General features: G+C 71.4%; 24 protein-coding genes and 1 tRNA gene. 9 read left to right on the top strand and 16 right to left on the bottom strand.

Annotated features, from left to right (window positions below; translation table 11 throughout):
• Positions 1-64: 64 nt before the first annotated feature.
• Positions 65-154, top strand: a tRNA-Ser gene (locus AOA12_RS05745).
• Between the two features lie 28 nt (positions 155-182).
• Here AOA12_RS05745 and AOA12_RS05740 read toward each other — a convergent pair.
• From AOA12_RS05740 to AOA12_RS23525, 4 genes are all read right to left on the bottom strand, one after another.
• Entirely contained in the window at positions 183-1,013 is an 831-nt protein-coding gene (locus tag AOA12_RS05740) for a PRD domain-containing protein (protein ID WP_054681052.1), read from the bottom strand.
• Positions 1,014-1,047: 34 nt separating this feature from the next.
• Positions 1,048-2,499, bottom strand: a complete 1,452-nt coding sequence (locus AOA12_RS05735; RefSeq protein WP_054681051.1) for a glycoside hydrolase family 1 protein — start codon at positions 2,497-2,499, stop codon at positions 1,048-1,050.
• On the bottom strand, positions 2,486-4,381 hold the full coding sequence (locus AOA12_RS05730; RefSeq protein ID WP_054681050.1) for a beta-glucoside-specific PTS transporter subunit IIABC: 1,896 nt from the start codon (positions 4,379-4,381) through the stop codon (positions 2,486-2,488). The genes AOA12_RS05735 and AOA12_RS05730 overlap by 14 nt, the downstream gene beginning before the upstream one ends.
• Positions 4,382-4,590: 209 nt before the next feature.
• The gene (locus AOA12_RS23525; protein ID WP_197281064.1) at positions 4,591-5,076 is read right to left on the bottom strand and encodes a VOC family protein; all 486 of its coding nucleotides are present in this window, start codon (positions 5,074-5,076) and stop codon (positions 4,591-4,593) included.
• A gap of 152 nt (positions 5,077-5,228) precedes the next feature.
• On the opposite strand from AOA12_RS23525, the gene AOA12_RS05720 reads away from it, so the two are divergent.
• Both AOA12_RS05720 and AOA12_RS05715 read left to right on the top strand, forming a co-directional pair.
• The gene (locus tag AOA12_RS05720; protein ID WP_054681048.1) at positions 5,229-5,522 is read left to right on the top strand and encodes a DUF6412 domain-containing protein; all 294 of its coding nucleotides are present in this window, start codon (positions 5,229-5,231) and stop codon (positions 5,520-5,522) included.
• Positions 5,523-5,610: 88 nt separating this feature from the next.
• The gene (locus AOA12_RS05715; protein WP_054681047.1) at positions 5,611-6,333 is read left to right on the top strand and encodes a YidC/Oxa1 family membrane protein insertase; all 723 of its coding nucleotides are present in this window, start codon (positions 5,611-5,613) and stop codon (positions 6,331-6,333) included.
• Positions 6,334-6,426: 93 nt separating this feature from the next.
• On the opposite strand, the gene AOA12_RS05710 is transcribed toward AOA12_RS05715, so the two are convergent.
• Positions 6,427-6,897, bottom strand: coding sequence for a GNAT family N-acetyltransferase (locus AOA12_RS05710; protein WP_054681046.1), 471 nt, complete (start codon positions 6,895-6,897; stop codon positions 6,427-6,429).
• Positions 6,898-6,972: 75 nt separating this feature from the next.
• Between AOA12_RS05710 and AOA12_RS05705 the strand changes: the two genes are divergently transcribed.
• Entirely contained in the window at positions 6,973-8,445 is a 1,473-nt protein-coding gene (locus AOA12_RS05705) for an HNH endonuclease signature motif containing protein (RefSeq protein WP_197281062.1), read from the top strand.
• A 138-nt stretch (positions 8,446-8,583) separates the two neighbouring features.
• Here the strand turns inward: AOA12_RS05705 and AOA12_RS05700 are convergent, their stop codons facing one another.
• Together AOA12_RS05700 and deoC are read right to left on the bottom strand one after the other, a co-directional pair.
• Positions 8,584-9,099 carry a bifunctional nuclease family protein gene (locus AOA12_RS05700; protein ID WP_054681044.1) on the bottom strand — a complete coding sequence of 172 codons (516 nt, stop codon included), beginning with the start codon at positions 9,097-9,099 and terminating at the stop codon, positions 8,584-8,586.
• Between the two features lie 22 nt (positions 9,100-9,121).
• Entirely contained in the window at positions 9,122-9,844 is a 723-nt protein-coding gene (gene deoC / locus AOA12_RS05695) for a deoxyribose-phosphate aldolase (RefSeq protein WP_054681043.1), read from the bottom strand.
• 109 nt (positions 9,845-9,953) lie between these two features.
• Here deoC and AOA12_RS05690 point away from each other — a divergent pair, with 109 nt between their 5' ends.
• Positions 9,954-11,237 carry a cell wall-binding repeat-containing protein gene (locus AOA12_RS05690; RefSeq protein WP_054681042.1) on the top strand — a complete coding sequence of 428 codons (1,284 nt, stop codon included), beginning with the start codon at positions 9,954-9,956 and terminating at the stop codon, positions 11,235-11,237.
• A 180-nt stretch (positions 11,238-11,417) separates the two neighbouring features.
• Positions 11,418-12,443: a cell wall-binding repeat-containing protein gene (locus tag AOA12_RS05685; protein WP_054681041.1), complete on the top strand. Its 1,026-nt coding sequence runs from the start codon at positions 11,418-11,420 to the stop codon at positions 12,441-12,443.
• Positions 12,444-12,464: 21 nt separating this feature from the next.
• Here the strand turns inward: AOA12_RS05685 and AOA12_RS05680 are convergent, their stop codons facing one another.
• Positions 12,465-13,217 (bottom strand): NYN domain-containing protein, encoded by a 753-nt coding sequence (locus AOA12_RS05680; RefSeq protein ID WP_054686821.1) that lies wholly within the window; start codon positions 13,215-13,217, stop codon positions 12,465-12,467.
• A 207-nt stretch (positions 13,218-13,424) separates the two neighbouring features.
• On the opposite strand from AOA12_RS05680, the gene AOA12_RS05675 reads away from it, so the two are divergent.
• The gene (locus AOA12_RS05675) at positions 13,425-14,078 is read left to right on the top strand and encodes a hypothetical protein (RefSeq protein WP_054681040.1); all 654 of its coding nucleotides are present in this window, start codon (positions 13,425-13,427) and stop codon (positions 14,076-14,078) included.
• Between the two features lie 50 nt (positions 14,079-14,128).
• Here the strand turns inward: AOA12_RS05675 and AOA12_RS23000 are convergent, their stop codons facing one another.
• From AOA12_RS23000 to AOA12_RS05655, 5 genes are all read right to left on the bottom strand, one after another.
• Entirely contained in the window at positions 14,129-14,293 is a 165-nt protein-coding gene (locus AOA12_RS23000) for a hypothetical protein (protein ID WP_156366401.1), read from the bottom strand.
• 56 nt (positions 14,294-14,349) lie between these two features.
• Entirely contained in the window at positions 14,350-15,255 is a 906-nt protein-coding gene (locus AOA12_RS05670) for a hypothetical protein (protein WP_054681039.1), read from the bottom strand.
• Between the two features lie 67 nt (positions 15,256-15,322).
• Complete coding sequence (locus tag AOA12_RS05665; protein ID WP_054681038.1) at positions 15,323-15,772, bottom strand: hypothetical protein; 450 nt, start codon at positions 15,770-15,772, stop codon at positions 15,323-15,325.
• 491 nt (positions 15,773-16,263) lie between these two features.
• On the bottom strand, positions 16,264-17,052 hold the full coding sequence (locus AOA12_RS05660; protein WP_054681037.1) for a nucleotidyltransferase domain-containing protein: 789 nt from the start codon (positions 17,050-17,052) through the stop codon (positions 16,264-16,266).
• Positions 17,053-17,160: 108 nt separating this feature from the next.
• Entirely contained in the window at positions 17,161-17,631 is a 471-nt protein-coding gene (locus tag AOA12_RS05655) for an SRPBCC domain-containing protein (RefSeq protein WP_054681036.1), read from the bottom strand.
• Between the two features lie 16 nt (positions 17,632-17,647).
• Here AOA12_RS05655 and AOA12_RS05650 point away from each other — a divergent pair, with 16 nt between their 5' ends.
• The gene (locus AOA12_RS05650; protein WP_197281060.1) at positions 17,648-17,995 is read left to right on the top strand and encodes an ArsR/SmtB family transcription factor; all 348 of its coding nucleotides are present in this window, start codon (positions 17,648-17,650) and stop codon (positions 17,993-17,995) included.
• A 31-nt stretch (positions 17,996-18,026) separates the two neighbouring features.
• Here AOA12_RS05650 and AOA12_RS05645 read toward each other — a convergent pair whose 3' ends face one another.
• Entirely contained in the window at positions 18,027-18,527 is a 501-nt protein-coding gene (locus tag AOA12_RS05645) for a GNAT family N-acetyltransferase (protein WP_231637188.1), read from the bottom strand.
• 44 nt (positions 18,528-18,571) lie between these two features.
• On the opposite strand from AOA12_RS05645, the gene AOA12_RS05640 reads away from it, so the two are divergent.
• The gene (locus AOA12_RS05640) at positions 18,572-19,786 is read left to right on the top strand and encodes a M20/M25/M40 family metallo-hydrolase (protein WP_054681034.1); all 1,215 of its coding nucleotides are present in this window, start codon (positions 18,572-18,574) and stop codon (positions 19,784-19,786) included.
• Positions 19,787-20,078: 292 nt separating this feature from the next.
• Here AOA12_RS05640 and AOA12_RS05635 read toward each other — a convergent pair whose 3' ends face one another.
• Together AOA12_RS05635 and AOA12_RS22995 are read right to left on the bottom strand one after the other, a co-directional pair.
• Positions 20,079-20,471, bottom strand: a complete 393-nt coding sequence (locus AOA12_RS05635; RefSeq protein ID WP_054681033.1) for a DUF3054 domain-containing protein — start codon at positions 20,469-20,471, stop codon at positions 20,079-20,081.
• 351 nt (positions 20,472-20,822) lie between these two features.
• Positions 20,823-21,173 carry a hypothetical protein gene (locus AOA12_RS22995; RefSeq protein ID WP_156366400.1) on the bottom strand — a complete coding sequence of 117 codons (351 nt, stop codon included), beginning with the start codon at positions 21,171-21,173 and terminating at the stop codon, positions 20,823-20,825.
• Between the last annotated feature and the right edge of the window lie 8 nt (positions 21,174-21,181).

Below are 21,181 nucleotides of genomic sequence, written 5' to 3'. Positions count from 1 at the left end.
CGGGGCGGGCGGGTGACAGGCTAGACTGTTCCGTGGCCTGCGTTCCGGTGCTCCGGACGCGCCTGGAGGATTCGCCTAGTGGCCTATGGCGCACGCTTGGAAAGCGTGTTGGGGATGAAACCCCTCGCGGGTTCGAATCCCGCATCCTCCGCCACGCGGCATCCGCCACCCCCTCCCCGCGGTCAGCCCGCCATCGCGCGCGCGATGTGCAGCGCGAGGTAGGCGACCTCCTCGTTGGAGATCTCGAGGCCGTGCTCGGTGCGGATGAAGGTGCGCACGCGCTCGGCGATCGTCACCGCGCGCGGCTGGCTCTCGCTCATGCTGCGGTAGAGGAAGTCGTCGCGATCGGCGAGCGTGCCGCCCGAGAACAGCCGCTCGGCGAAGAACTGCAGGTGGGTGAGGAAGCGCCGGGCGTGCAGGTCGCCCGCCGTGAGGTCGACGCCGCCCGCGTTCGCGACGATCGTCGTGATCGACGAGATCAACTGCACGACCCGTGCCGTGTCGGTGCTCGGACGGTCGACGGCCGCGTTCGCGAGGTGGAACGCGACGTTGGCCGCCTCGTCGTCGGGCAGGTCGGCGCCGAAACGCTCGCGCAGGAGCGCGACGGCGCGCAGGCCGACCGCGTACTCGGTCGGGTAGACCGTCTTCAGCTCCCACGCGAGCCGGTTCACGACGCGCATCCCGCGACGATGGCGCTCGACCGCGAAGTGCAGATGGTCGGTCAGCGCGAGATAGACGTGCGGGTCGAGCGCGAGACCGGCATCCGTCGCGGCGGCGACGATCACCCGGGCGAGCTCGACGAACTCGCCCGGGATCTGCGCCATCAGCTCCACGAAGTCGCGCTGACCGGCGTCGTCGAGCGCGACGAACACGCGGTCGGTGACGCCGTCGGGCACGGCCTCGCCCGCCTTGGCGCCGAAGCCGATGCCCTTGCCCAGCAGCACCCGCTCGGCGCCGCGCTCGTCGACGACGAGCACGACGCTCGAGTTGAGCACCTTCTTGATGATCTGCATGAGAGTCCCCGTCGACCCTTCCGTCCGGCGCCGACTATCCGAGGTCCGCGCCGTTGGACGCGATGACCTTCTGATACCACCAGAACGAGTCCTTGCGCCGCCGCTCGCCCGTCCCGTGGCCGAGATCGTCGAGATCGACGTGGATGAACCCGTACCGCTTCGAGATCTGCGACGTCGACGCGCTGATGAGGTCGATCGGCGCCCAGCTCGTGTAGCCCCGCAGGTCCACCCCCTCGTCGACCGCACGGATCATCTCCGTGAAGTGGCGGCGGAAGTAGTCGATCCGGTAGGGGTCGTGGATGCGGCCGTCCTCGGTCAGCTCGTCGCGCATGCCCAGGCCGTTCTCGACGATGAACAGTGGCTTGCCGTACCGATCGTAGAGGTCGATCAGCGTGATCCGCAGGCCGACCGGGTCGATCTGCCAGCCCCACTCCGACGACTCCAGGTAGGGGTTCTTCACGCCCAGCACGGTGTTGCCCGGCGTGCGCTCGGCGTCCGGCCGCACCGACTCGGTCATCGACATGTAGTACGAGAACGAGATGAAGTCGACCGTGTGCGCACGCAGCAGCTCCACGTCGCCCGGCGCGAACGGCACCGTCACGCCCCTCCGCTCGAGCGCGCGCAGAGCGAGCGGCGGGTAGGCGCCGGCGGCCTGCACGTCGGTGCACAGGTACAGCATCCGCTCCTTCGCCTGCGTCGCCGCGACGTCGTCGGGATGGCACGTGTTCGGGTAGGTGGTGAGCGCCGTCAGCATGCAGCCCATCTCGGCGTCCGGCCACATCTCGTGCAGCATCCGCGTGACCGACGCCGACGCGACGAACTGGTGGTGCAGCGCCGTGTACTCCGCCTGCACGAGATCGCCCTCGACGGTCTCGGGGACGATCCCGCCCGACGTGAAGGGATGCCGGGTGATGCTGTCGATCTCGTTGAACGACAGCCATCGCCTCACGAGGTGCCCGAAGCGCTCGAAGCACGTGCGCGCGAACCGCTCGAACAGGGCGATCGTCGACCGGTCGAGCCAGCAGTTGTTCTTCAGCGCGAGCGCGAGCGGCTGGTCGTAGTGCGACAGGGTGACGAGCGGCTCGATGCCGAGGCGTCTCATCTCGGTGAACAGCCCGAGGTAGAAGGCGACGCCCTCCTCGTTGGGCTCGGTCTCCTCCCCCGTCGGGAACAGCCGCGTCCACGCGATCGAGACGCGCAGCACCGTGAACCCCATCTCGGCGAAGAGGGCGAGGTCCTCGGGGTAGCGGTGGTAGAAGTCGATGCCGCGCCGCTTCGGGAAGTACGTGGTGTCGTCCGTCGACATCGCCTCGCGGATGGAGTCGAGCGTCACGACGTGGTGGATCGCGTACTCCTTCGGATCGGCGTGCGGCTTGTAGGTCTGCACGTCGGTGACCGCGGGGCCGCGCCCGCCCGCGCGCCACGCGCCCTCGACCTGGTTGGCGGCCATCGCGCCGCCCCAGAGGAATCCGTCAGGCAGAGGCATCCGTGACCTCCTTCGCGGCGACGGCGAGCAGCGGCCGGCCGGCCTCCACGGGGCCCGAGGCGACGAGCGCCCGCACGCGCGCCCCGTCGTTGAGGACGACGACGGGCGTCGTGGCGTCGACGCCCGCGGCGTCGAGCGCGTCGAGGTCGACCTCCAGCAGCAGCTGCCCCGCGGTCACGCGGTCGCCCTGGGCGACGTGCGCGACGAACGGCCGTCCCTCGAGCTTGACGGTGTCGAGCCCCACGTGGACGAGCACCTCGGTGCCGTCGTCGCCGGTCATGCCGACGGCGTGCCGCGACGGGAGCAGGCTCGTCACGACGCCCGAGATCGGGGCGCGCACGGCGCTGCCGGTGGGCCTGATCGCGATGCCCTCGCCGAGGATGCCGGCCGAGAACACGGCGTCGTCCACCTGCGCCAGCGGGATGACCTCGCCGTCGATCGGCGCGAAGACCTGGGCGGCGTCCGCGGCGGCCGCCGGCTCGGCGGTCTCGCCGCCGCCCGCCTGCTCCCCCAGCACGCGCAGCGTGCCCGAGTCGGAGTCGCGCCACAGCACGACGGCCATGACGAAGGCGACGAGGAACGACACGGCGAAGCCGATGAGCGCGTTGATGAAGTTCCACGCGTTGTCGGGGTCGATGTACATCGACACGCTCGCGGCGCCGGGGCCCACGACGACGAACGCCGAGACCGCGGTCATGCCGAGGTACGCGCCGCCGGCGACGGCGCCGGTGATCACGGAGACGAGCGCGCGGCGGTTCTGCAGGGTCACGCCGTACAGCGCCGGCTCGGTGATGCCGAAGAACGCCGAGACGCCGGCCGAGATCGCCGTGCCGCGGAGGGTCTTGTTCCTCGTGCGCAGCGCGACCGCGAAGCTCGAGCCCGACTCGGCGATGTTGTGGGCGAGGGATGCCACGAGGTAGAACGACTCCTTGCCGTACTCGCCGATGGTGGCGATCGCCGGCGGCAGGAAGGCCTTGTGCATGCCGACCGAGATGATGAACGGGAGCAGGCCCGCCAGCAGCGCGATCGCGACCCAGCCGAGCGTGCCGTACAGCCAGAGCATCGCCGAGGTCAGGAGGCTGCCGAGCCAGAACCCGAGCGGGCCGAGCAGGAAGATCATGATCGGCGAGACGACGAGGAAGCACACGAACGGCACGAAGAACACGCGGATCGGGCCCGGCGTCCACCTCGTCGCGTACCGCTCGACGACCGAGAGCAGCATGACCGTCAGGATCGACGGGAACACCTGGGCGTTGTAGGCGACGACCGGCACGGTGAGCCCGAACAGCGAGGCGCCGCCCTCCTGCGTGAGCAGGCCCGTGAAGGCGGGGAACACGAGCAGCGAGACGATGCCGAGCGCCAGCGGGATGTTGACGTTGAGCTTCTTCGCGGTCGTGTAGGCCACGAGCAGCGGCAGGAAGAAGAAGACCGCGTCGGCGAAGGACGCCAGCAGCAGGTAGTTCTGCGACTGGTTGTCCATCCAGCCGATGGCGGCGAGGAGCACGAGGAGCGACTTGAAGATGCCCGCGCCGGCGATCGCGGGGATGATCGGCACGAACACGCTCACGACGAAGTCCATCACGATCGAGCCCGCGCGCTTCCAGGTGAGCGGCTGGCGCGGCGCGGGCGCACCGGCGCCGGGGCCGCGCAGCCTCTCCAGCGCGCCGTAGAACTCCGCGACCTTCGTCCCGACGACGATCTGGGTCTGCGGGCCCTTGACGACGCCGATGACGCCGGGGATCGCCTTCAGGGCGGCCTCGTCGGCCTTCGCGTCGTTGACGAGCGTGAAGCGCAGGCGGGTCGAGCAGTGCTGCAGGGCGGCGACGTTCTGCGCTCCGCCGACGTGCGCGAGGATCTCTCTCGCGCTGTCAGTGGTGGTCATTCCAGGTTCCTCCTTCGGACTCCGATGGACACGTCGTCCGCGCCGGGCATCACCCCCGACCGCGTTTCCGGGCAACAAAAAAAGGACCCGAGGCGGTGCTCTCGCACTGCATCGGATCCTGCCTGCATGACCAGTCACATGTCCAACGGAGATTCTTGCACGAGGGGTTCGCGACGCGCAAGTCGCGAACCCCTCGTGACGCCGATCGGCTATCCGAAGGTGTTGCCGAGGATGCCGGGAGGCACGGTCGGCAGCTTGCCCAGCTCGTACGAGCCGTCCGCGGCGGGCTCGGGCATGGCCGCGCCGCCGGGCTGGTGGACGACCTCGACGAGGTAGCCGTCGGGGTCGGCGGCGAAGAAGTACTGCATGGGGCCGAGGCTCGTCAGCGGCGCGGGAAGGCGATATCCGGCGGCCTCGATCTTGGCCGCCAGCTCGGCGAGCGCCTCCGCGCTCGGCACCGCGAGCGCCAGGATGCCCCACGCGGGCCCGCGCGGCACGGGCGTCTCGGCGCAGCACTGCACCGTGAAGCACGGGCGTCCGGTGCTGTCGGCGAGGAACACCTCGGTGAAGTCGGGCTCGTCGATGTCGAGGCCGCCGAGCGGGATGAACCCGAGCATCTCGGTGTAGAACGCGAGCGACGCCTCGAGATCGGACACGGGGATCCGCGAGGTCAGGAAAACAGGGGATGAGGACATGTGCGACTCCTTTGTCACAGGGATACGGGTGCGGAACGGCAGCGTTGCCGCACTGGTGCACACGGTAACAACGGCCGGTGCGGCGCTGAGAGGGAGGATTTCCTCCTCCCCACCGACGTGCCGCCTGCTACCGTGAACGCGAGGAGGCCCCGATGTCCCGCGCCCTGCGATCCCTGACCGCGCTGACGGCCGTCGCGCTGGGGCTCGCGGTCGTCGCCGCGGCGCTGACCGCGGTCGATCCGGCATCCGGGGCCCTCGTGCTCGCCGTCGCCGCGACCGTCGCGATCGCGCTGCACGTGGCATCCGTCGCTCCCGCCGCCCCGATCCCGCTGTCGGCACGGCCGCGCGCGGCGATCGACGTCTCCGTCCTGCTCGCGCAGAGCGATCCGGATGCCGCGGGCCACCCGCGCCCGCGAGCACCGGGTCGCGCGGCCTCGGCCGCGTAGTCCCGCCGAGCCGTGCCGCACGCCGTGTGCGGCGCCGTCGGCGTGCCGTGGCCAGACGCCATCGCACCCTCCGACGACAGGACTCTTCATGGACCCCTTCTCCTTCCCGCCCGTCGCGGCCGTCCTCCGGGCCGCGTCCACCGCCCTCACCTGGCTCGCCGATGCGCTGGCCCCGCTCGCGGGCGCCTCGTCGGCCGCCCTCGCCGTCGTGCTCGTGACGCTCGTCGTGCGCGCCGCGCTCGTCCCGGTCGGCGTCGCGCAGGCCCGCGCCGAGCAGGCGCGCGCACGTCTCGCGCCGAAGCTGCGCGCGGTGCGCTCACGCCATGCGAAAGACCCCGAGCGCCTGCAGCGCGAGACGATGCGGGTCTACTCGGATGCCGGGGTGTCGCCCTTGGCCGGCTGTCTGCCGCTGCTCGCGCAGGCGCCCGTGGTCGCGATCATCTACGGCGTCTTCCTGCATGCCGAGATCGGCGGCGCCGCGAACGAGCTGCTGACCCACGAGCTGTGGGGCGTGCCGCTCGGCGCGAGCGCCGCGGGCCTCGCGGGCGGCGGGATGGACGTGGCCTCCGTCGCGCTGTTCGCCGCGATCGCCGTGGTCCTCCTCGCGGTCGGCGAGGTGACGCGTCGCCTGTTCCGCATCCCCGCCGCCGCCGACGGTCCCGACCTGCGCTGGCTGGGTCTGCTGCAGTTCGCGACGGCCGTCATCGCGATGTTCGTGCCGCTCGCGGCGGCCCTGTACCTCGTCGTCACGACGGCGTGGACGCTCGGCCAGCGGCTCGTGCTGCGCCGCGTGTATCCGCTCGACGCGTAGCGGGCGGGGCGCTGCGGCGTCGGGGGCGGGGTGTGCGTGACGGGGCGGGCGGGGCGCCGGGGCGGGCGGGCTTGGCGAGCGGGGTGCGTCGCCTCACGCACCCCGGCCGGCGGGCTCTCGGCGCATCGGCACGTGCGGGATGCCGTCCTCGACGAACGGCTCCCCTGCGCGCCGGAACCCGAACCGGGCGTACCAGTCCTCGAGCGGCGCCTGCGCGTCGAGCACGACCGGGAGCGCGGGGTCGATCGCCGCGCACTCGTCGAGTCCGCGCTCGAACAGGGCGCGAGCGACACCGGTCCCGCGCTGCTCGGCACGCACGACGACGCGGCCGATGCGCAGCGCGTCGCCGTCGTGCAGGATCCGCAGGGTCGCGACGACCGCATCGCCCGTCGTCGCCCAGACGAGGAGCGCCGCGTCTTCGAGATCGCGGCCGTCGAGCTCGGGATACGCGCAGTCCTGCTCGACGACGAACACGTCGACGCGCAGGCGCAGCACGCCGTACAGCACCGTGGGATCCATGCTGCGGACGGGCGCGGAATGCAGCGCGTGCGGCGAGATCGGCATGCGCGCACGGTATCACGTGCGCCCGTCGTGCCGCGGGGATCGGAAGATGTCGGAGGCCTTCTTCATACTGAACATATGAACGAATCTCAGACGAATCTCGACTCCTTGAACGGGGGTGAAATGTTCCTCCTCGACAAGGTCGTCTCGTCGCTCGTCGCGGTGCGAAAGGGCGTCGCGGCGTTCCAGGCGATGGAGGCGAGCCTGATGAACGCCGCGCTCGCCCTGGCGCTGGAGCACGCGGACGGCTCTCGGGGCGACGGCGACCTGCCGGTGCGCGAGGTCGCGGCCGAGATCGGCGCGGCGCTGCGGGTCTCCGACCGCACGGTGCAGCGCCAGCTCGACCAGGCCCGCACGCTGACGGTCGACTTCCCCGCCGCGCATGCCGCTCTCGCCGAGGGGCGCATCTCACGCGCCCACGTGCATGTGATCACCGAGGCGGCCGCGCACCTGGCCGATCCCGCGGTGCGGGCGCAGTACGAGCAGATCGTGCTGCAGGTCGCCGAGGGCGAGTCCGCGTCGCGCCTTCGCCCGTACGCACGACTGGTCGCGCACCGCCTGCACCCTCGAACGGCCGACGAACGGCACCGGGCCGCGGCGACCGTCCGCGGGGTGAGCGTCACCGATCTCGACGACGGCATGAGCGAGCTGCTGCTGACCGCGCCGTCGCCGCTGGTCCACGGCATCCGCGACCGGATCACGCGGCTCGCGAAGGCCGTGCAGGACGACGAGCGGGCGATGCAGGGGGCGAGGACCGCGCAGGAGGCGGGGATGGTGCCGGGTACGGGAACAGCGCGGGACGGGGAGACAGGACGGGATGCCATGCCGACAGGGGATGCCGGGGTTGCGGGCGCCGGCGCAGACGTGCAGGCGGATGCCGACACCGACGAGCGTGCAGACGCCGACACGGACGGGCCCCGTACGCTCGACCAGCTGCGCGCCGACATCCTCTGCGACCTCGCCCTGACCGGAACCCCGGCGGGGCATGCGACGGCGCACACCCCCGCGGAGCTGCTCGGCGCGATCCGCGCCGAGGTGCACGTCACGGTCCCGGTGCTCGGCGCGACCGGCGCCACGGGAGAGCCGGCGATGCTCGACGGGATGCAGCCGATGGACACCGCCACGGCGCTCCGGCTGGCCGGCACCGCAACGGGATGGGATCGAGTGCTCACGCATCCCGTCACCGGCGCCGTGCTCGCCGTCGACAGATACCGGCCCTCCGCCGAGCTGCGACGGCATCTGCAGGCGATCGACCACCGCTGCCGGTTCCCCGGATGCATGATTCCCGCGCGGCGATGCGATCTCGACCACGTGCACGACGCCGCCGACGGCGGGGCCACGGCGGCGGACAATCTCGCCGATGCCTGCCGTCGCCACCACGTGCTCAAGCACCGGACCAGATGGCGCGCGCAGAAGCAGCCCGACGGCACGATCGAGTGGACGAGCCCGACGGGGCGCCGCTATCCCGATCGCACGCATCCGCGCGTCGTCTTCGTGCCGGCGAGCGGCGAGGAGGCGCCTTTTGAGCGACCCGAGAAGACGCCCTTCTGAGCGACCCGAGGAGGTGCCCTTCTGACGGACACGAGCGAGGTGCCCCACATGACGGACACAAGGACACGAGAAGGCGCGCTTCTGGCGGACGCGCCCGGTGACGCCCCGGCCACGACCCCGGGCAGGACGTCCCGTGGCCTACTCGCGGAAGTCGTCGGGGTCGACGTCCTCGAGAAAGCGACGGAACTCGTCGACGTTGATCTCCGCGCCCGGCTCGTCGGCATCGGCGTCGTCGCCGTCCGTGATGACGTCCACGACGCCGGCCTCGTCGAGCACCGCGTCGGCGACGAAGATCGCGGCGCCCGTGCGACAGGCCAGCGCCACGGCGTCCGACGGCCGCGCGTCGATGCGGTGGCTCACGCCGGCGGCGTGGAGGGTCACCTCCGCGTAGTACGTGCCACCGTCGATGCGCGTGACCTCGACGTGCTCGACGCTCGCGCCGAGGGTCTCCAGCATCGTGCGCATGAGGTCATGCGCGAGCGGACGCGCCGTCGCGGCGCCCTCGACCGCCACCAGGATCGACGCCGCCTCCTGCGCGCCGATCCAGATCGGCAGCACGCGCGGCGGCCCCTCCTGCGCGCCCAGGGGGCGCAGCAGGATCACGTGCTGCCCCGCGGGATCCACCGCGACACCGGCCACGCGCACTTGCACCATGGTGCCTATCGTAGGCGCGCCATCAGTACCCGGCGTCGTCGCCCGCTCCGGCGGCTCCGCCCGCACCGGCGGCCTCGCCCCCCGTGCCCTCACCCACGTCGGCGAGCAGCGCCCGCGACCCCGAGACGCCCAGGCGCGTCGCCCCGGCGTCGATCATCGCCAGCGCGTCGGCCATCGTGCGCACGCCGCCCGAGGCCTTCACCTGGGCCCGGCCCGCGACCGTGGACGCCATGAGCCGCACCGCGTGCACGCTCGCGCCGCCCGCGGGGTGGAACCCCGTCGACGTCTTCACGAAGTCGGCGCCCGCGCTCACGGCCGCCTCGCACACGCCCACGATCATGTCGTCGTCGAGGGCCGCGGACTCGATGATCACCTTCAGCACCGTCGGCGCCGGCACGGCCGCGCGCACGGCCGCGACGTCGGCCTGCACGGCTGCGAAGTCGCGTTCCCGCGCGCGACCCACGTCGATCACCATGTCGACCTCGGCGGCGCCCTTCTCGACGGCCAGCGCCGCCTCGAGCGCCTTCACGCGCGACTCGTGCTTTCCGCTCGGGAACCCGCACACGACCGCCACCGCGAGACCGGATCCCGCGGGGATCTCGACCGGCAGCATGTTCGGCGAGACGCACACCGAGTAGGTGCCGAGCTCCGCCGCCTCGGCGATCAGCGCGGCGACGTCGGCACGCGTCGCCTCGGGCTTGAGCAGGGTGTGGTCGATCATCGCGGCGACGGCCTGGGCATCCATGCCTGTCACTGTATGTCACGGCGGACTCCCACCACACTGCGGACAAACGCACAGCCCGTTGATAGATTGGGCCGGAATATCGTCAGGCGTCCCCCCAGGAGAAGCACACATGCGCCTTCGCTCTGCCATTTCATCCGCTCTCGCGGCCGCACTCGTCGGCCTCGCGCTCGCGCCGGCCGCGTCGGCCGCGACCGTGCCGCCGGTCACGATCCCGGAGATCCCCGCGAACGGCATCATCCGCCTCGCGGGCGACGACCGCTACCAGACCGCCGTCGACGCGTCGCAGCTGTTCGCACCGGGCATCTCGGTCGTGTTCGTCGCCTCGGGCCAGGACTTCCCCGACGCGCTCTCGGCGGCTGCCGCCGCCGCGCACCTGGGCGGCCCGCTGCTGCTCACCAAGAAGGACGAGCTGCCCGAGGTCGTCGGCACCGAGCTCGATCGCCTCCAGCCGCAGTCGATCGTCGTCGTGGGCGGCGAAGGGGTCATCGGCGCCGACGTCTTCGACCTGCTCAAGACCTACAGCGACAAGGTCGACCGCGTCGCGGGCGGCACCCGCTACGACACGAGCCTCGCGCTCGTCGACTTCGCGTTCGGCGACGCAGAGAACGCGTACGTCGCGTCGGGCAAGACGTTCCCCGACGCCCTCGCCGCGACCGGCGCCGCGGGCGCCCTGGGCGCGCCCGTGCTGCTCGTCGACGGCACCGCCGCCGCACCGACCGACGCCGCGGTCGCGGCGCTGAAGCGGCACGGCGTGAAGAAGACGTACATCGCCGGCGGCACCGGCACGGTCACCGCGGGCATCGAGGACGGGCTCGCTGCCGCGGGCTTCACGCCCGACCGCCGCGGCGGCGCCGACCGCTACGCGACCGCCGTCGAGGTGAACCGCGACGCGCAGGGCAAGCCCGCCCTCGCCGTCTTCCTCGCCGCGGGCTCGACCTTCCCCGACGCCCTCGCGGGCGCCGCGATCGCCGGCGGACTGGGCGCCCCGCTCTACCTTTCCCGCACCGACTGCGTGACGGAGGGCACCGCCGCCGCCGTGACGTCCATCGCCGCACCCGCCCGCGTCGTCATGGGCGGCGAGGGCACCATCAGCGACGCCGCGGCGAACCTGACCGTGTGCGCCCCGCCGACTCCGGCACCCACGCCCACGCCCACGGTGACGCCGACCCCCACGCCCACCGCGACGCCGACGCCTGCTCCGACGGTGGTGGCGCCCACGACCGATGGCATGTGCCCTGACAGCCACCCCATCAAGGGCAACATCAACGAGAGCCGTGGCACGAAGATCTACCACGTGCCCGGATCGAACAGCTACAGCCAGACGATCCCCGAGGAGTGCTTCTCGTCGGCCGCCGAGGCGGAGAAGGCGGGCTACCGCGCGCCGCTGAACTGATTCCAGCAGACCTCCAGCCGACCTCCGGGTCACGGGGCCGGTCGCTCGCGCATCCGCGCGGACGCGACCGGCCTTCGTCGTCGTCGGGCATGCGCACACGCCCCAGCGGCTCCGCCCTGACCGCACGCCCCCTTGATAGGTTGAACGGACGACACGTCGGGCGATCCCAGGGACTCACTCATGCGCCTCCGCACCGCAGCCTCATCCGTTCTCGCCGCCGCTCTCGTCGGCCTCGCGCTCGCCCCCTCCGCGACCGCGGCGCCGCCCGCGCCCGACGCCACGCCGATCGACAGCGCCGCCGCCGACGCCTACGACGTGTGGCGGCTCGCGGGCGCCAACCGCTACGACACCGCGGTCGCCGTGTCCGAGGTGTACCCCGACGGCGCGCCTGCCGTGTTCATCGCCTCGGGCGAGGGATTCCCCGACGCGCTGTCCGCGGCCGCGGCCGCCGCGTACCTCTCCAGTCCGCTGCTGCTGACGCGACGCGATGCCCTTCCCGAGAACGCGGTCGCCGAGATCGCCCGGCACCGTCCCCAGACGATCGTCGTCGTGGGCGGCGAGGGCACGATCTCGAACGCCGTGCTCGACCAGCTCTCGGCCCTCGCGCCCGAGGTGCACCGCGTCGCCGGCCCCAACCGCTACGCGACGAGCCTCGCGGTCGCCGAGGCCGTCTTCGGCGACACCGGTGCGGCGTATGTCGCGTCGGGCCGCGACTTCCCCGACGCCCTCGCCGCGACCGGCGCAGCGGGCGCCGTCGATGCGCCGGTCGTGCTCGTCGACGGGCAGTCGAACGCCCCGACATCCGAGACGGTCGCCGCCCTCGACCTGCTCGGCGTCGAGACCGTCTACATCGCGGGCGCCGCCGGCTCGGTCACGCCCGCGTTCGAGACGGCGCTGCAGACCGCCGGCTTCACGACCGACCGCCGCGGCGGCGCCGACCGCTACGCGACCGCGGTCGCCGTCAACCGCGACTTCGAGAACACCCGTGTGTCGGCCGTCTTCCTCGCCGGCGGGGCGGACTTCCCCGACGCCCTCGCCGCGGGCGCCCTGGCCGGCACCTTCGGGGCGCCGCTGTATCTCACGCGGCAGCAGTGCGCGCCGCTGCCCGTCGTCGAGGCGATCACGTCGATCACGTCGCTGGGGCACATCGCCGTGGGCGGCACGGCGTCGATCAGCGACAACGCCGCGACCCTCGGCGCCTGCTGAGCCTGGCGCCCGCGCCCGACGTCAGGCCGCGGGCTTCTTGTTCTTCAGCCGCATGCCCCCGGGCTTGGTCTCGACCGTGAACAGCCCGATCGCCTTCACGAGATCGCTGAGCTTGGCGTAGCCCCAGTTGCGCGAGTCGAAGTCGGGATGCCGTTTGCGCATGAGCTGCCCCACCGCTCCCAGGTTCGCCCAGCCGTCGTCGCCCGACGCGGCGTCGATCACGGCGCGCAGTCCCGACACGAGCTTGGCGTCGCCGCGCAGCTTCGCCCCCGGCACGCGCTCCTGCGTCGTCTCCGCCGCGGCCTCGGCGGGCTTGTCGGCCGTCTCCAGGTCGTCCGGCTTGTCCAGCACCTCCAGGTAGGTGAACTGGTCGCACGCGTTGCGGAACGCCTCGGGCGTCTTGCGCTCCCCGAAGCCGTACACCGTCACCCCGTCCTCGCGGATGCGCGATGCGAGGCGCGTGAAGTCGCTGTCGCTCGAGACGATGCAGAAGCCCTGGAACCGCTCGGTGTACAGCAGGTCCATCGCGTCGATGATGAGCGCGCTGTCGGTCGCGTTCTTGCCCGTCGTGTTGTCGAACTGCTGGATGGGCTGGATCACGTGCGCGCTCGCGGCATCCTTCCATCCGCGCAGGTTCGGCTTCGTCCAGTCCCCGTAGACGCGCTTGACCGACGCGACGCCGTACTGCGCGATCTCGGCGAGCACGGCGCCGATGCGGCTGGGCGAGACGTTGTCGGCGTCGACGAGCACGGCGAGGAGGTCATTGGATGCCATGTCCCCCAGCATGCCACCGATGTCGGCCCGGACGAACGGCGAGAGCGCCGGCACGCGCCGACCGACGAGCTCCGCAATGAGTCCCGCCCGCAGACGGCCCCTTACACAGCGGACGAGCCAGTACGTGACAACCGCCTCGCTAGCGTCGCTTACGTCATCGACATCCGTCAGCTATCCGCTAGCTGCGCAACACACAGGAGACAACCTATGGAGCAAGATTTCGGAACCGAAGGACAGGTGTCGGATACGGCCGACACCGACGGCTTCGCCTCACGCCGGACCATCGTGAAAGGCGCGGCATGGTCGGTGCCTGTCATCGCCGCCGCGATCAGCGCCCCGCTCGCCGCCGCCACGACGACGATCACGCCCACATCGGGGGCGTTCGACGAGCTCCGCTACGGTTGGCCGGACACCAGTTCTTCGGGGCGCATGGGCAAGTACGCGAACGGAGTCACCTACACGCTTCTCGATGAGAGCGGGTCGCCGGTTCCCGGCGTGCACGTGACGTTCACGATCACCGACTTCGACGACAACAGCATCTGGTTCTTCAGCGACCCGACCATCCCGCCCGGGCCCGGTTCTGAGATCGCCGCGCCGCAGCTGTCGACCATCACGCTCGTGACGGATGGCTCCGGCCAGATCAGCCTCAACGGCTATCTGCGACGTGGAAGCGACGCCAACTCGCCCGACAGCTCGCAGAACATCCTCGCGTCGGCCACCGTCGGCGGGGTGACGACGACCGCGACCGCCCGCTGGGCGCTGAGCTCGACGAACAGCAACTTCGGCAACGACGACCCGACCGTCACCGGACCCGCGGACGAGGCGCAGCACGTGCGCCGGTCCGGTTCCAACTGGCCGTGATCCCGGGGGCATGACGGTGGGGCTCCCGGTGGATGCCGGGAGCCCCACCGTCATAGCGCGACGATCACGGCGATCCCGGGAAACGACATCCGACTGGTGCCAGTCGTCACGACCTCATCCGGCGATTCACCCGCCGCCACAAGGATGTCGTGCAACTCGATGGTCGCGATGAAGATCGGCGACTCCCATGCGTTTGTCCTGGCAAGCTGGCCCATATTCACCCTCCCCGGTGTGAAAGCCGATCATCCGCCGGAAATACTGATGGCTCTCCTCATCGGTCCGCGTATCCCCATTGCAGGCCCAGCAGACCCGGAGCAAGCGGACTCCGATCCGCGTGAATCGAGGTGCCCTTCATGAAGCGCGATATGACATTCTCCACTTCATCGGCTATCTCGACTTCTTCGATCCAGTCCGGGATGGCGTCCGGAGCGAACCGCACCCAGACCACGCAATCCCGCTGCTGACGCCGCGTTGCATGACCGACATAGCGCGACGCCGGATATCCCGGCGGAAAGTCCAGCGCATACTCGATCGCCATCGTCTCACCCGGCGCCAGCGGCTCTTCGAACTCGAATGCGAATCCGAAGAGCCGACGGCTCGGATGCAAGAAGGTCCGCGGTATCGACCCGCCTCCGCGAGCGATCGGAACAGGAAGCACGGACATGACATCGTCGCGGATGTTCGCGACGGCGAACGAGGTCACCGTTCCGAACACCGACTGAACAAGTGCCCGCGTCGTCACGCGTGTGACGTTTCCGTTTCGCCCCACGTCGGCCGTCAGATGCGCGGCCCGCTCTCGGATTCGCCCCGAGGGACCGCACTCGAGCGCGGCGACGAGCTCGTCGATCGACGCTGCCCACTCTGGGCGGCCGATGGGCAACCGAGGCTGCCCGATGGCGCCCACGCGACGCGATCGATGCAGCCATTGGCTCAGAGTGTCGCGTTCGAGCTGCAACAGCTGCTCCAAGTCCTCGACAGCCGCGAGAGACTGCGCTCCCTCCGGGACGCGTCGTCCGTTCTTCCAATAGCTCAGCGCCGCCACGGACACCGGGTTCCCATGGTCTTTGAGCTTCTGCGACAGCCACACAAGCGTGACCCCCCGCGCCGCGATCGCGCGTGAGAACTCATGTGCGAAGCCCCCAGAAGTGCCCCCGCCGAGCGCCGACGAAATGGCCATGCCACCCTCCCCATACCCCTGACCTGCCCCTGAACGTGCCCCCGGATCGGCGAAGCGCCCGTCGGCCTCACACCGGCAACGACGCCCCGCCGTCCTTCTCACGACGCTCGCGGTCTCGCAGTGCGCACAGCAGTTCACGGGAAGGAAGCTCGCCGCCGTGGGCGTGCAGGGCGCCGAGGCCGCGGACCGTGATACGCACGCGCCCGCCCTCCCGCTGTGCAAAACGCAAGGCGACCAGTTCATCGACGGCCCGCCGCGCTCTCAACTGCAGAAAGCGGCCACCGGCCTCCATGAGTTCGAAGATCTCATGGACATCGACGGCCTCACGGTCGCGGAGTATGTGCAAGATCCTGCGCGGCCGCTCTGCAAGATGACGCCCGAACAGTCTGCCCTTGCTCACTTCTGAATGGACACTCTGATCGATATCGGACCATATCTCCGGTCGCGAGAGATCCCTGCACTCCGTCATGGATTCGACGACCGCGCCGCGCCTGTGGCGGTCGAAGTCGAACTCCATATGCACGCCGCCCCCTTTCGACATACATCCTCATGCCACGGGCGTCTACGACGCCCTCGGGCCGCCGCCTCCCTATATAACGACCGCCCGGACTCATATCGCTAAACACAAAAGCGGCGAAGAACGCCATAGCACCCCCGTCGAGTCCGCATCAGATTATCGAACGAGATTTCACGCACTTCCCGCGCACCGTCAACGCATAGGCGACTGCCGCACAACTCGTCGCTCGGCCGGCACGCACGCACTGCGCCGCACGCACCGCGGCGTACCAAGAACATCGACGATGACGGCGGTGACGGTGGTGGTGACCTCGATCATCTCCCGCGCTCGGGATCATCCGCACGGCCTCGCATGCCGGTCGCTTGTCTCGGCGACCTCTTGGCCGAAACGGCGACCAGTGCCCGGGATCTCCCGGATCGCACGCTCTTCGCCGGTCCGCGCGTGAGGCTGCAGCGTGCGCCGAGCTCAGGCGACGAGCTTTGGCACCGAGCTCAGGCGCCGATCTCGGCGCGGAACGCGGCGTCGGCGCGGGCCCGCACGGCGGCGCGGTCGTGCGCGGGCGCGACGAGCTCGAACGCCTCGGCACGCGCCAGCTCGTCGTCGACGAAGCGCTGCAGCACGGCGGGCGGGGCGGCGTCGCCCAGCTCGCGCGTCACCGACTTGAGCGCGATGAGCTCGTGCACGGCATCCCGCACCTCCGCGCTCGCGGTGCTCTCGGCGAGCAGCGTCGGCAGGTGCATGGGCGGCAGCGCCTCGGCGGGATGGTCGTGCAGCCACCGCAGCGCCGCCGCGGGCCGCAGCACGTAGAAGAAGCGCTTGAGCGACGGCGGCCCCGCCTTCTGCCGGCGGGCGACGTGCAGGTAGTGACGCCCGACGGCGCCGCGCTCGACCACGTCGTGAGCGAAGGCGAGCAGCCTGTCGCGGAAGGCGAGATCGCCGCGGTAGACGATGGGCGCGCGCAGCCACTCGACGGCCGTGGCGTTGCCCTTGGCGATGAGGCGCATCGCCTTCGCCAGATCCCAGCCGTTGACGTCGAACACGGCGTCGAGCGGCGTCTCGATGACGTCGCGCGCCGGCCACAGCGACAGGTACTGCTCCCTGGGCCGCACGTAGACGAACCGGCAGTCGTAGTCGCTGTCGGGCGAGGGGAAGCCCCACGCACGGCTGCCGCTCTCGATCGCCCACGCGATGCGCACGCCGTGCGCCGCCTCGACGCCGGCCAGGCGCTCGTCGATCGCGGCGACGACCGCGGCATCCATGCTGGGCGGGATGTCACGCATCCCGCGACACTACCCTGTGACCTGCACCGGCCCATGACGTGCACCGGCCCGCGGGCCCGCCTCGCGCACGACCCCGCCGTGGCGCCCCTGCCGCGCGCGACGGCCGCGTCACCGGTAGAAGCCCTCGCGCAGGTTGATGCCGTGCTCGACCCACGCCTTCAGCGCCACGAGCATGCCGGTCCAGCCCTCGCAGTTGCCGAACGCGCTCTTCGCGCCCCGGGCGGTCGCGTGCCACGACGACTCGGTGATCGTCACGAGCGTGCGGCGGCCGTCGTCGATCGCCTCGAACTCGAAGGTCGTCGTGGTCTTGCCGTCGTCGGCCGTCGCGGCGTCCCCGTCCCAGCGGATGACGATGCGGTGCGGCGGGTCGGCCTCGAGCACGTGCACGTCGAACCGCCCCGGAAAGTCCGCGAAGTCCCAGCTGACGTCGTCGCCGCCGTCGAGCCGGCCGCGCGCGCCGCCGGTCGTGAAGTAGCGCGAGAGCTGTTCGGGGTCGGCGACGGCCTCGTACACCTCGGCGACCGGGCGCGCGACGCGTCCCGACACGGTGAAGGACAGTTCGGTGAGCTCGTCAGTCATGTTGTATTTTTACAACATGATGGATGCCGGGGACAAGACACCCGTCGACGACGATGACGACCGGGTGTTCAAGGCCCTGGCATCCCCCGTCCGCCGCCGCCTCCTGGACCTGCTGCGCGACGCGCCCCGCACGACGGGCGAGCTGTGCGCGCTCGTCCCCGAGATCGACCGCACGACCGTGCTGCAGCATCTGCGCGTGCTGGAGGCCGCCGAGCTCGTCACGGGACGCCGGGTCGGCCGCGAGCGGCACCTCTCCCTCGCCCCGCTGCCGATCAAGCGCATCAGCGACCGCTGGATCAGCGGCTACACGCGCGCCGCGGTCGAGCTGCTCGCCCGCCTCGATGAGCCGCACGCGCCACGATGACGCCTCGCCGCGGCGGGCGACGCGGCACGCCTCACGCGCGGGCGAGCGCCTCCAGCGCCGGCCCGGTGAGCCGCTGCGTCGTCCACTCGTCCATCGGCGCCGCACCGATCGAGCGGTAGAAGGCGATCGACGGCGCATTCCAGTCGAGCACCGTCCATTCCAGGCGCGAGTAGCCGCGCTCGACGCACAGCGCCGCGAGCGCGGAGATGAGCGCCTTCCCGTAGCCGCGCCCCCGGTGCTCCTCGTACACGAAGAGGTCCTCGAGCCAGATGCCGTGCCTCCCCGTCCACGTCGAGTAGGTGAGGAACCACAGCGCGATGCCCTCGACGCGCCCCTCGCGCTCCACGACGTGCGCGAACGCACGCGGGTCGTCGCCGAAGAGCGCGGCGGTCAGCATCTGCTCCGTGTTCTCGACCGCGTCGGGCTCGCGCTCGTAGACGGCGAGCGCCCGGATGCAGGCGAGGATCCCCGGCTCGTCGCCGGGACGGGCGGGGCGCAGCACGGCGCCGGCGGCGAGCTCACGAGACGTCACGCGACGAGTGTAGCCGCGCGGGCGCACGCGGCTAGGGTGCTCGTATGACCCCGGAGCCGTCCCCCGTCGTCGACCTGACGTGCGAGCTCGTCGCCGTCGACTCGGTGAGCCCCAGCCTTGCGCCGGGGCACGCGGGCGAGCGCGCGATCGCCGAGCTGCTCGCCGAACGGCTGCGGCGCGCCGGATACGACGTCGAGCTCGTCGAGGCGCCGGACGACCCGCGGCGCGTGAGCGTCGTCGCCGTGCACGCGGGCGAGGGGAACGCGGGCCACGGGAGCGGAGGGAACGGGGGCGGGAGGCCGGGCCGCTCGGTCGTGCTCAACGGACACCTCGACACGGTCGGCGTGGAGGGGATGCCGCATCCGTTCTTACCGCGCGTCGAGGACGGGCGCCTGCTCGGACGGGGTGCGAGCGACATGAAGGGCGGCGTCGCGGGCCTCGTCGTCGCGGCCGAGGAGCTCGCCCGGCGCGGGCACGCCGGCACGGTGATCGTGGCGCTCGTCGCCGACGAGGAGGATGCCAGCGTCGGCGCCCTCGCCGTCATCGATCGGCTGCGCGCCCGCGGGCTGACCGCCGACGCGTGCCTCATCGCCGAGCCGACCTGGCTGAGCCTCGCCGCGTCGCACCGCGGATACGCCCTGCACCGCGTCGTGCTCACGGGACGGGCCGCGCACTCGTCGCAGCCCGAGCAGGGCATCGACGTCATGACGCCCCTGGCGCGGCTGCTCACCCGTGTCGCCGAGCACGACGGGCGGCTGCGCGACGGGCGCGCGCACCCGACGGGTCTGCGCGGGTCGCTCATGGCGACCGTCGCGCACGCGGGCACCGCGCCGTTCACGGTCGCGGCCCGCGCGGAGGTCTCCGTCGAGCGGCGCACCGTGCCGGGCGAGGATGCCGGGACCGGGCTGCGTGAGCTCGAGGGGATGCTCGCCGACGTCCGCGCCGAGTTCCCACACGTCGGTGCCGAGGCCGAGCTGATCGTGGCGCGCGACGCATGGCAGCTGCCCGCCGATGGTCCCGCGGCGGAGCTCTCCGCGCTCCTGGCGGACGGGCTGGCCGCGTCAGGGTATGCGCCGCCGCCGCTGGCCGCGCCGTACTGGATGGAGTCGGCGCTGTGGCAGGCCGCCGGCGTGCCCACGATCGTCTGCGGTCCCGCCGGCGGCGGCCTGCACGCGATCGACGAGTGGGTCGACGTCGACCAGCTCACCGTCTTTCCGCGCGTCGTCGCCGCGGCGGTCGAGCGCTTCCTGCGCGACTGACACCGGATGCCGGTGACGGTCGGCCCCGACACCGGGTGAGGGGTGAGGGGTGATCAGCGCCCGGCGCCGGGTGAGGGCTTGTGCGAGCGGCGGGTCAGCGCCCACCGCCGAGCGACCGAGCGAGGGCGGCAGTCGGCGCCACCGCGTGAGCGAGTGACGGACGCTCAGCGCCGCCACGTGAGCGAGCAAGGGCGGCTCAGCGCCGCCGCGTAAGCGAGTAAAGGCGGCTCAGCGCCGCCGCGTAAGCGAGCGAGGGCGGCTCAGCGCCGCCGCGTAAGCGAGTAAAGGCGGCTCAGCGCCGCCGTCGCGTCACGAGCGCCGCGAGGAGTCGCCAGCCCACGAGCAGAGCACCCAGCGTGAGCGTCGCGACGATCACGAACGGCAGCGCCGTGCCCTGATCCGACACGACACGCAGCAGCATGCCGCCCGCGACGGTCACGATCCAGAGGCCGACGCCCGTGCGCACAGGCGCGGCGGGCGCACGCCACGCGCGCAGCACGAGCCAGCCGACGGCGAGCGCCGCGAGGAACGGCCAGGACGTGTGCGCGAGCCCCGCGAGCACGTCCTCGTCATGGCTCGCCCGGCCCGCGGCGGCGAACGCGACGACGAGCACGACGTCGAGCACGAACGCGCCGACGATCGCAGCGGTCGACGGACGGGAGACGACGGATGCCGGTGCACTCATGCTTCGATCCTCCCCCACCTTCCTCACTCCCGCCTTCCTCACCCCACCTTCCTCGCCCTCGCCGCCGCACCGAGCCCGCGAGGGTGCCACGTGTCCTCGCGAGGGTGCCAGCTCTTCCCGCGAGGGTGCTGGTTGTGCCCGCGAGGGTGCTCATTGCCGCCGCGAAGGTGCTACTTGTTCCTGTGAGGGTGCCAGTTATCCCCACGAGGGTGCTAGTTATCCCCTCGAGGATGCTGATTGTCTTGTCCCCGCGAAAGTGCTCATTGCCGCCGCGAAGATGCCACTTGTTCCTGCGAGGGTGCCAGCTACCCTCGCGAGGGTGTTGGTTGTCCCCTCGGGGGTGCCACTTGACTACGCGAAGGTGCTGGCCGTCCCCCGTGAAGGTACCCGCCATCCCGCGAAAGCGCCGACTGTCTCAGCGAGGGTGCCAGTTGTCCACGCGAGGGCGCCGGCCACCCCAGCAAGCGTGTTTCGTCGTAGCAGCGATAGCACCCTCGGCGAAACAACGAGCACCCTCGGGTAGACAACAAGCACCGTCGTGAAGACAGCAGGCACCCTCGTGGAGACAACAAGCACCCTCGCGAAGACAACAGGCACCCTCGTGGAGACAACAAGCACCCTCGCGAGGACAACACGCACCGTCGTGAAGACAACAGGCACCCTCGCGAGGACAACACGCACCCTCGCGTGGACGATGAGCACCCTCGGTG

Origin of the sequence: Microbacterium sp. No. 7 (assembly GCF_001314225.1) — a bacterium.
Lineage (GTDB): Bacteria > Actinomycetota > Actinomycetes > Actinomycetales > Microbacteriaceae > Microbacterium.
This window is presented reverse-complemented; position numbering and strand designations above follow the sequence as displayed.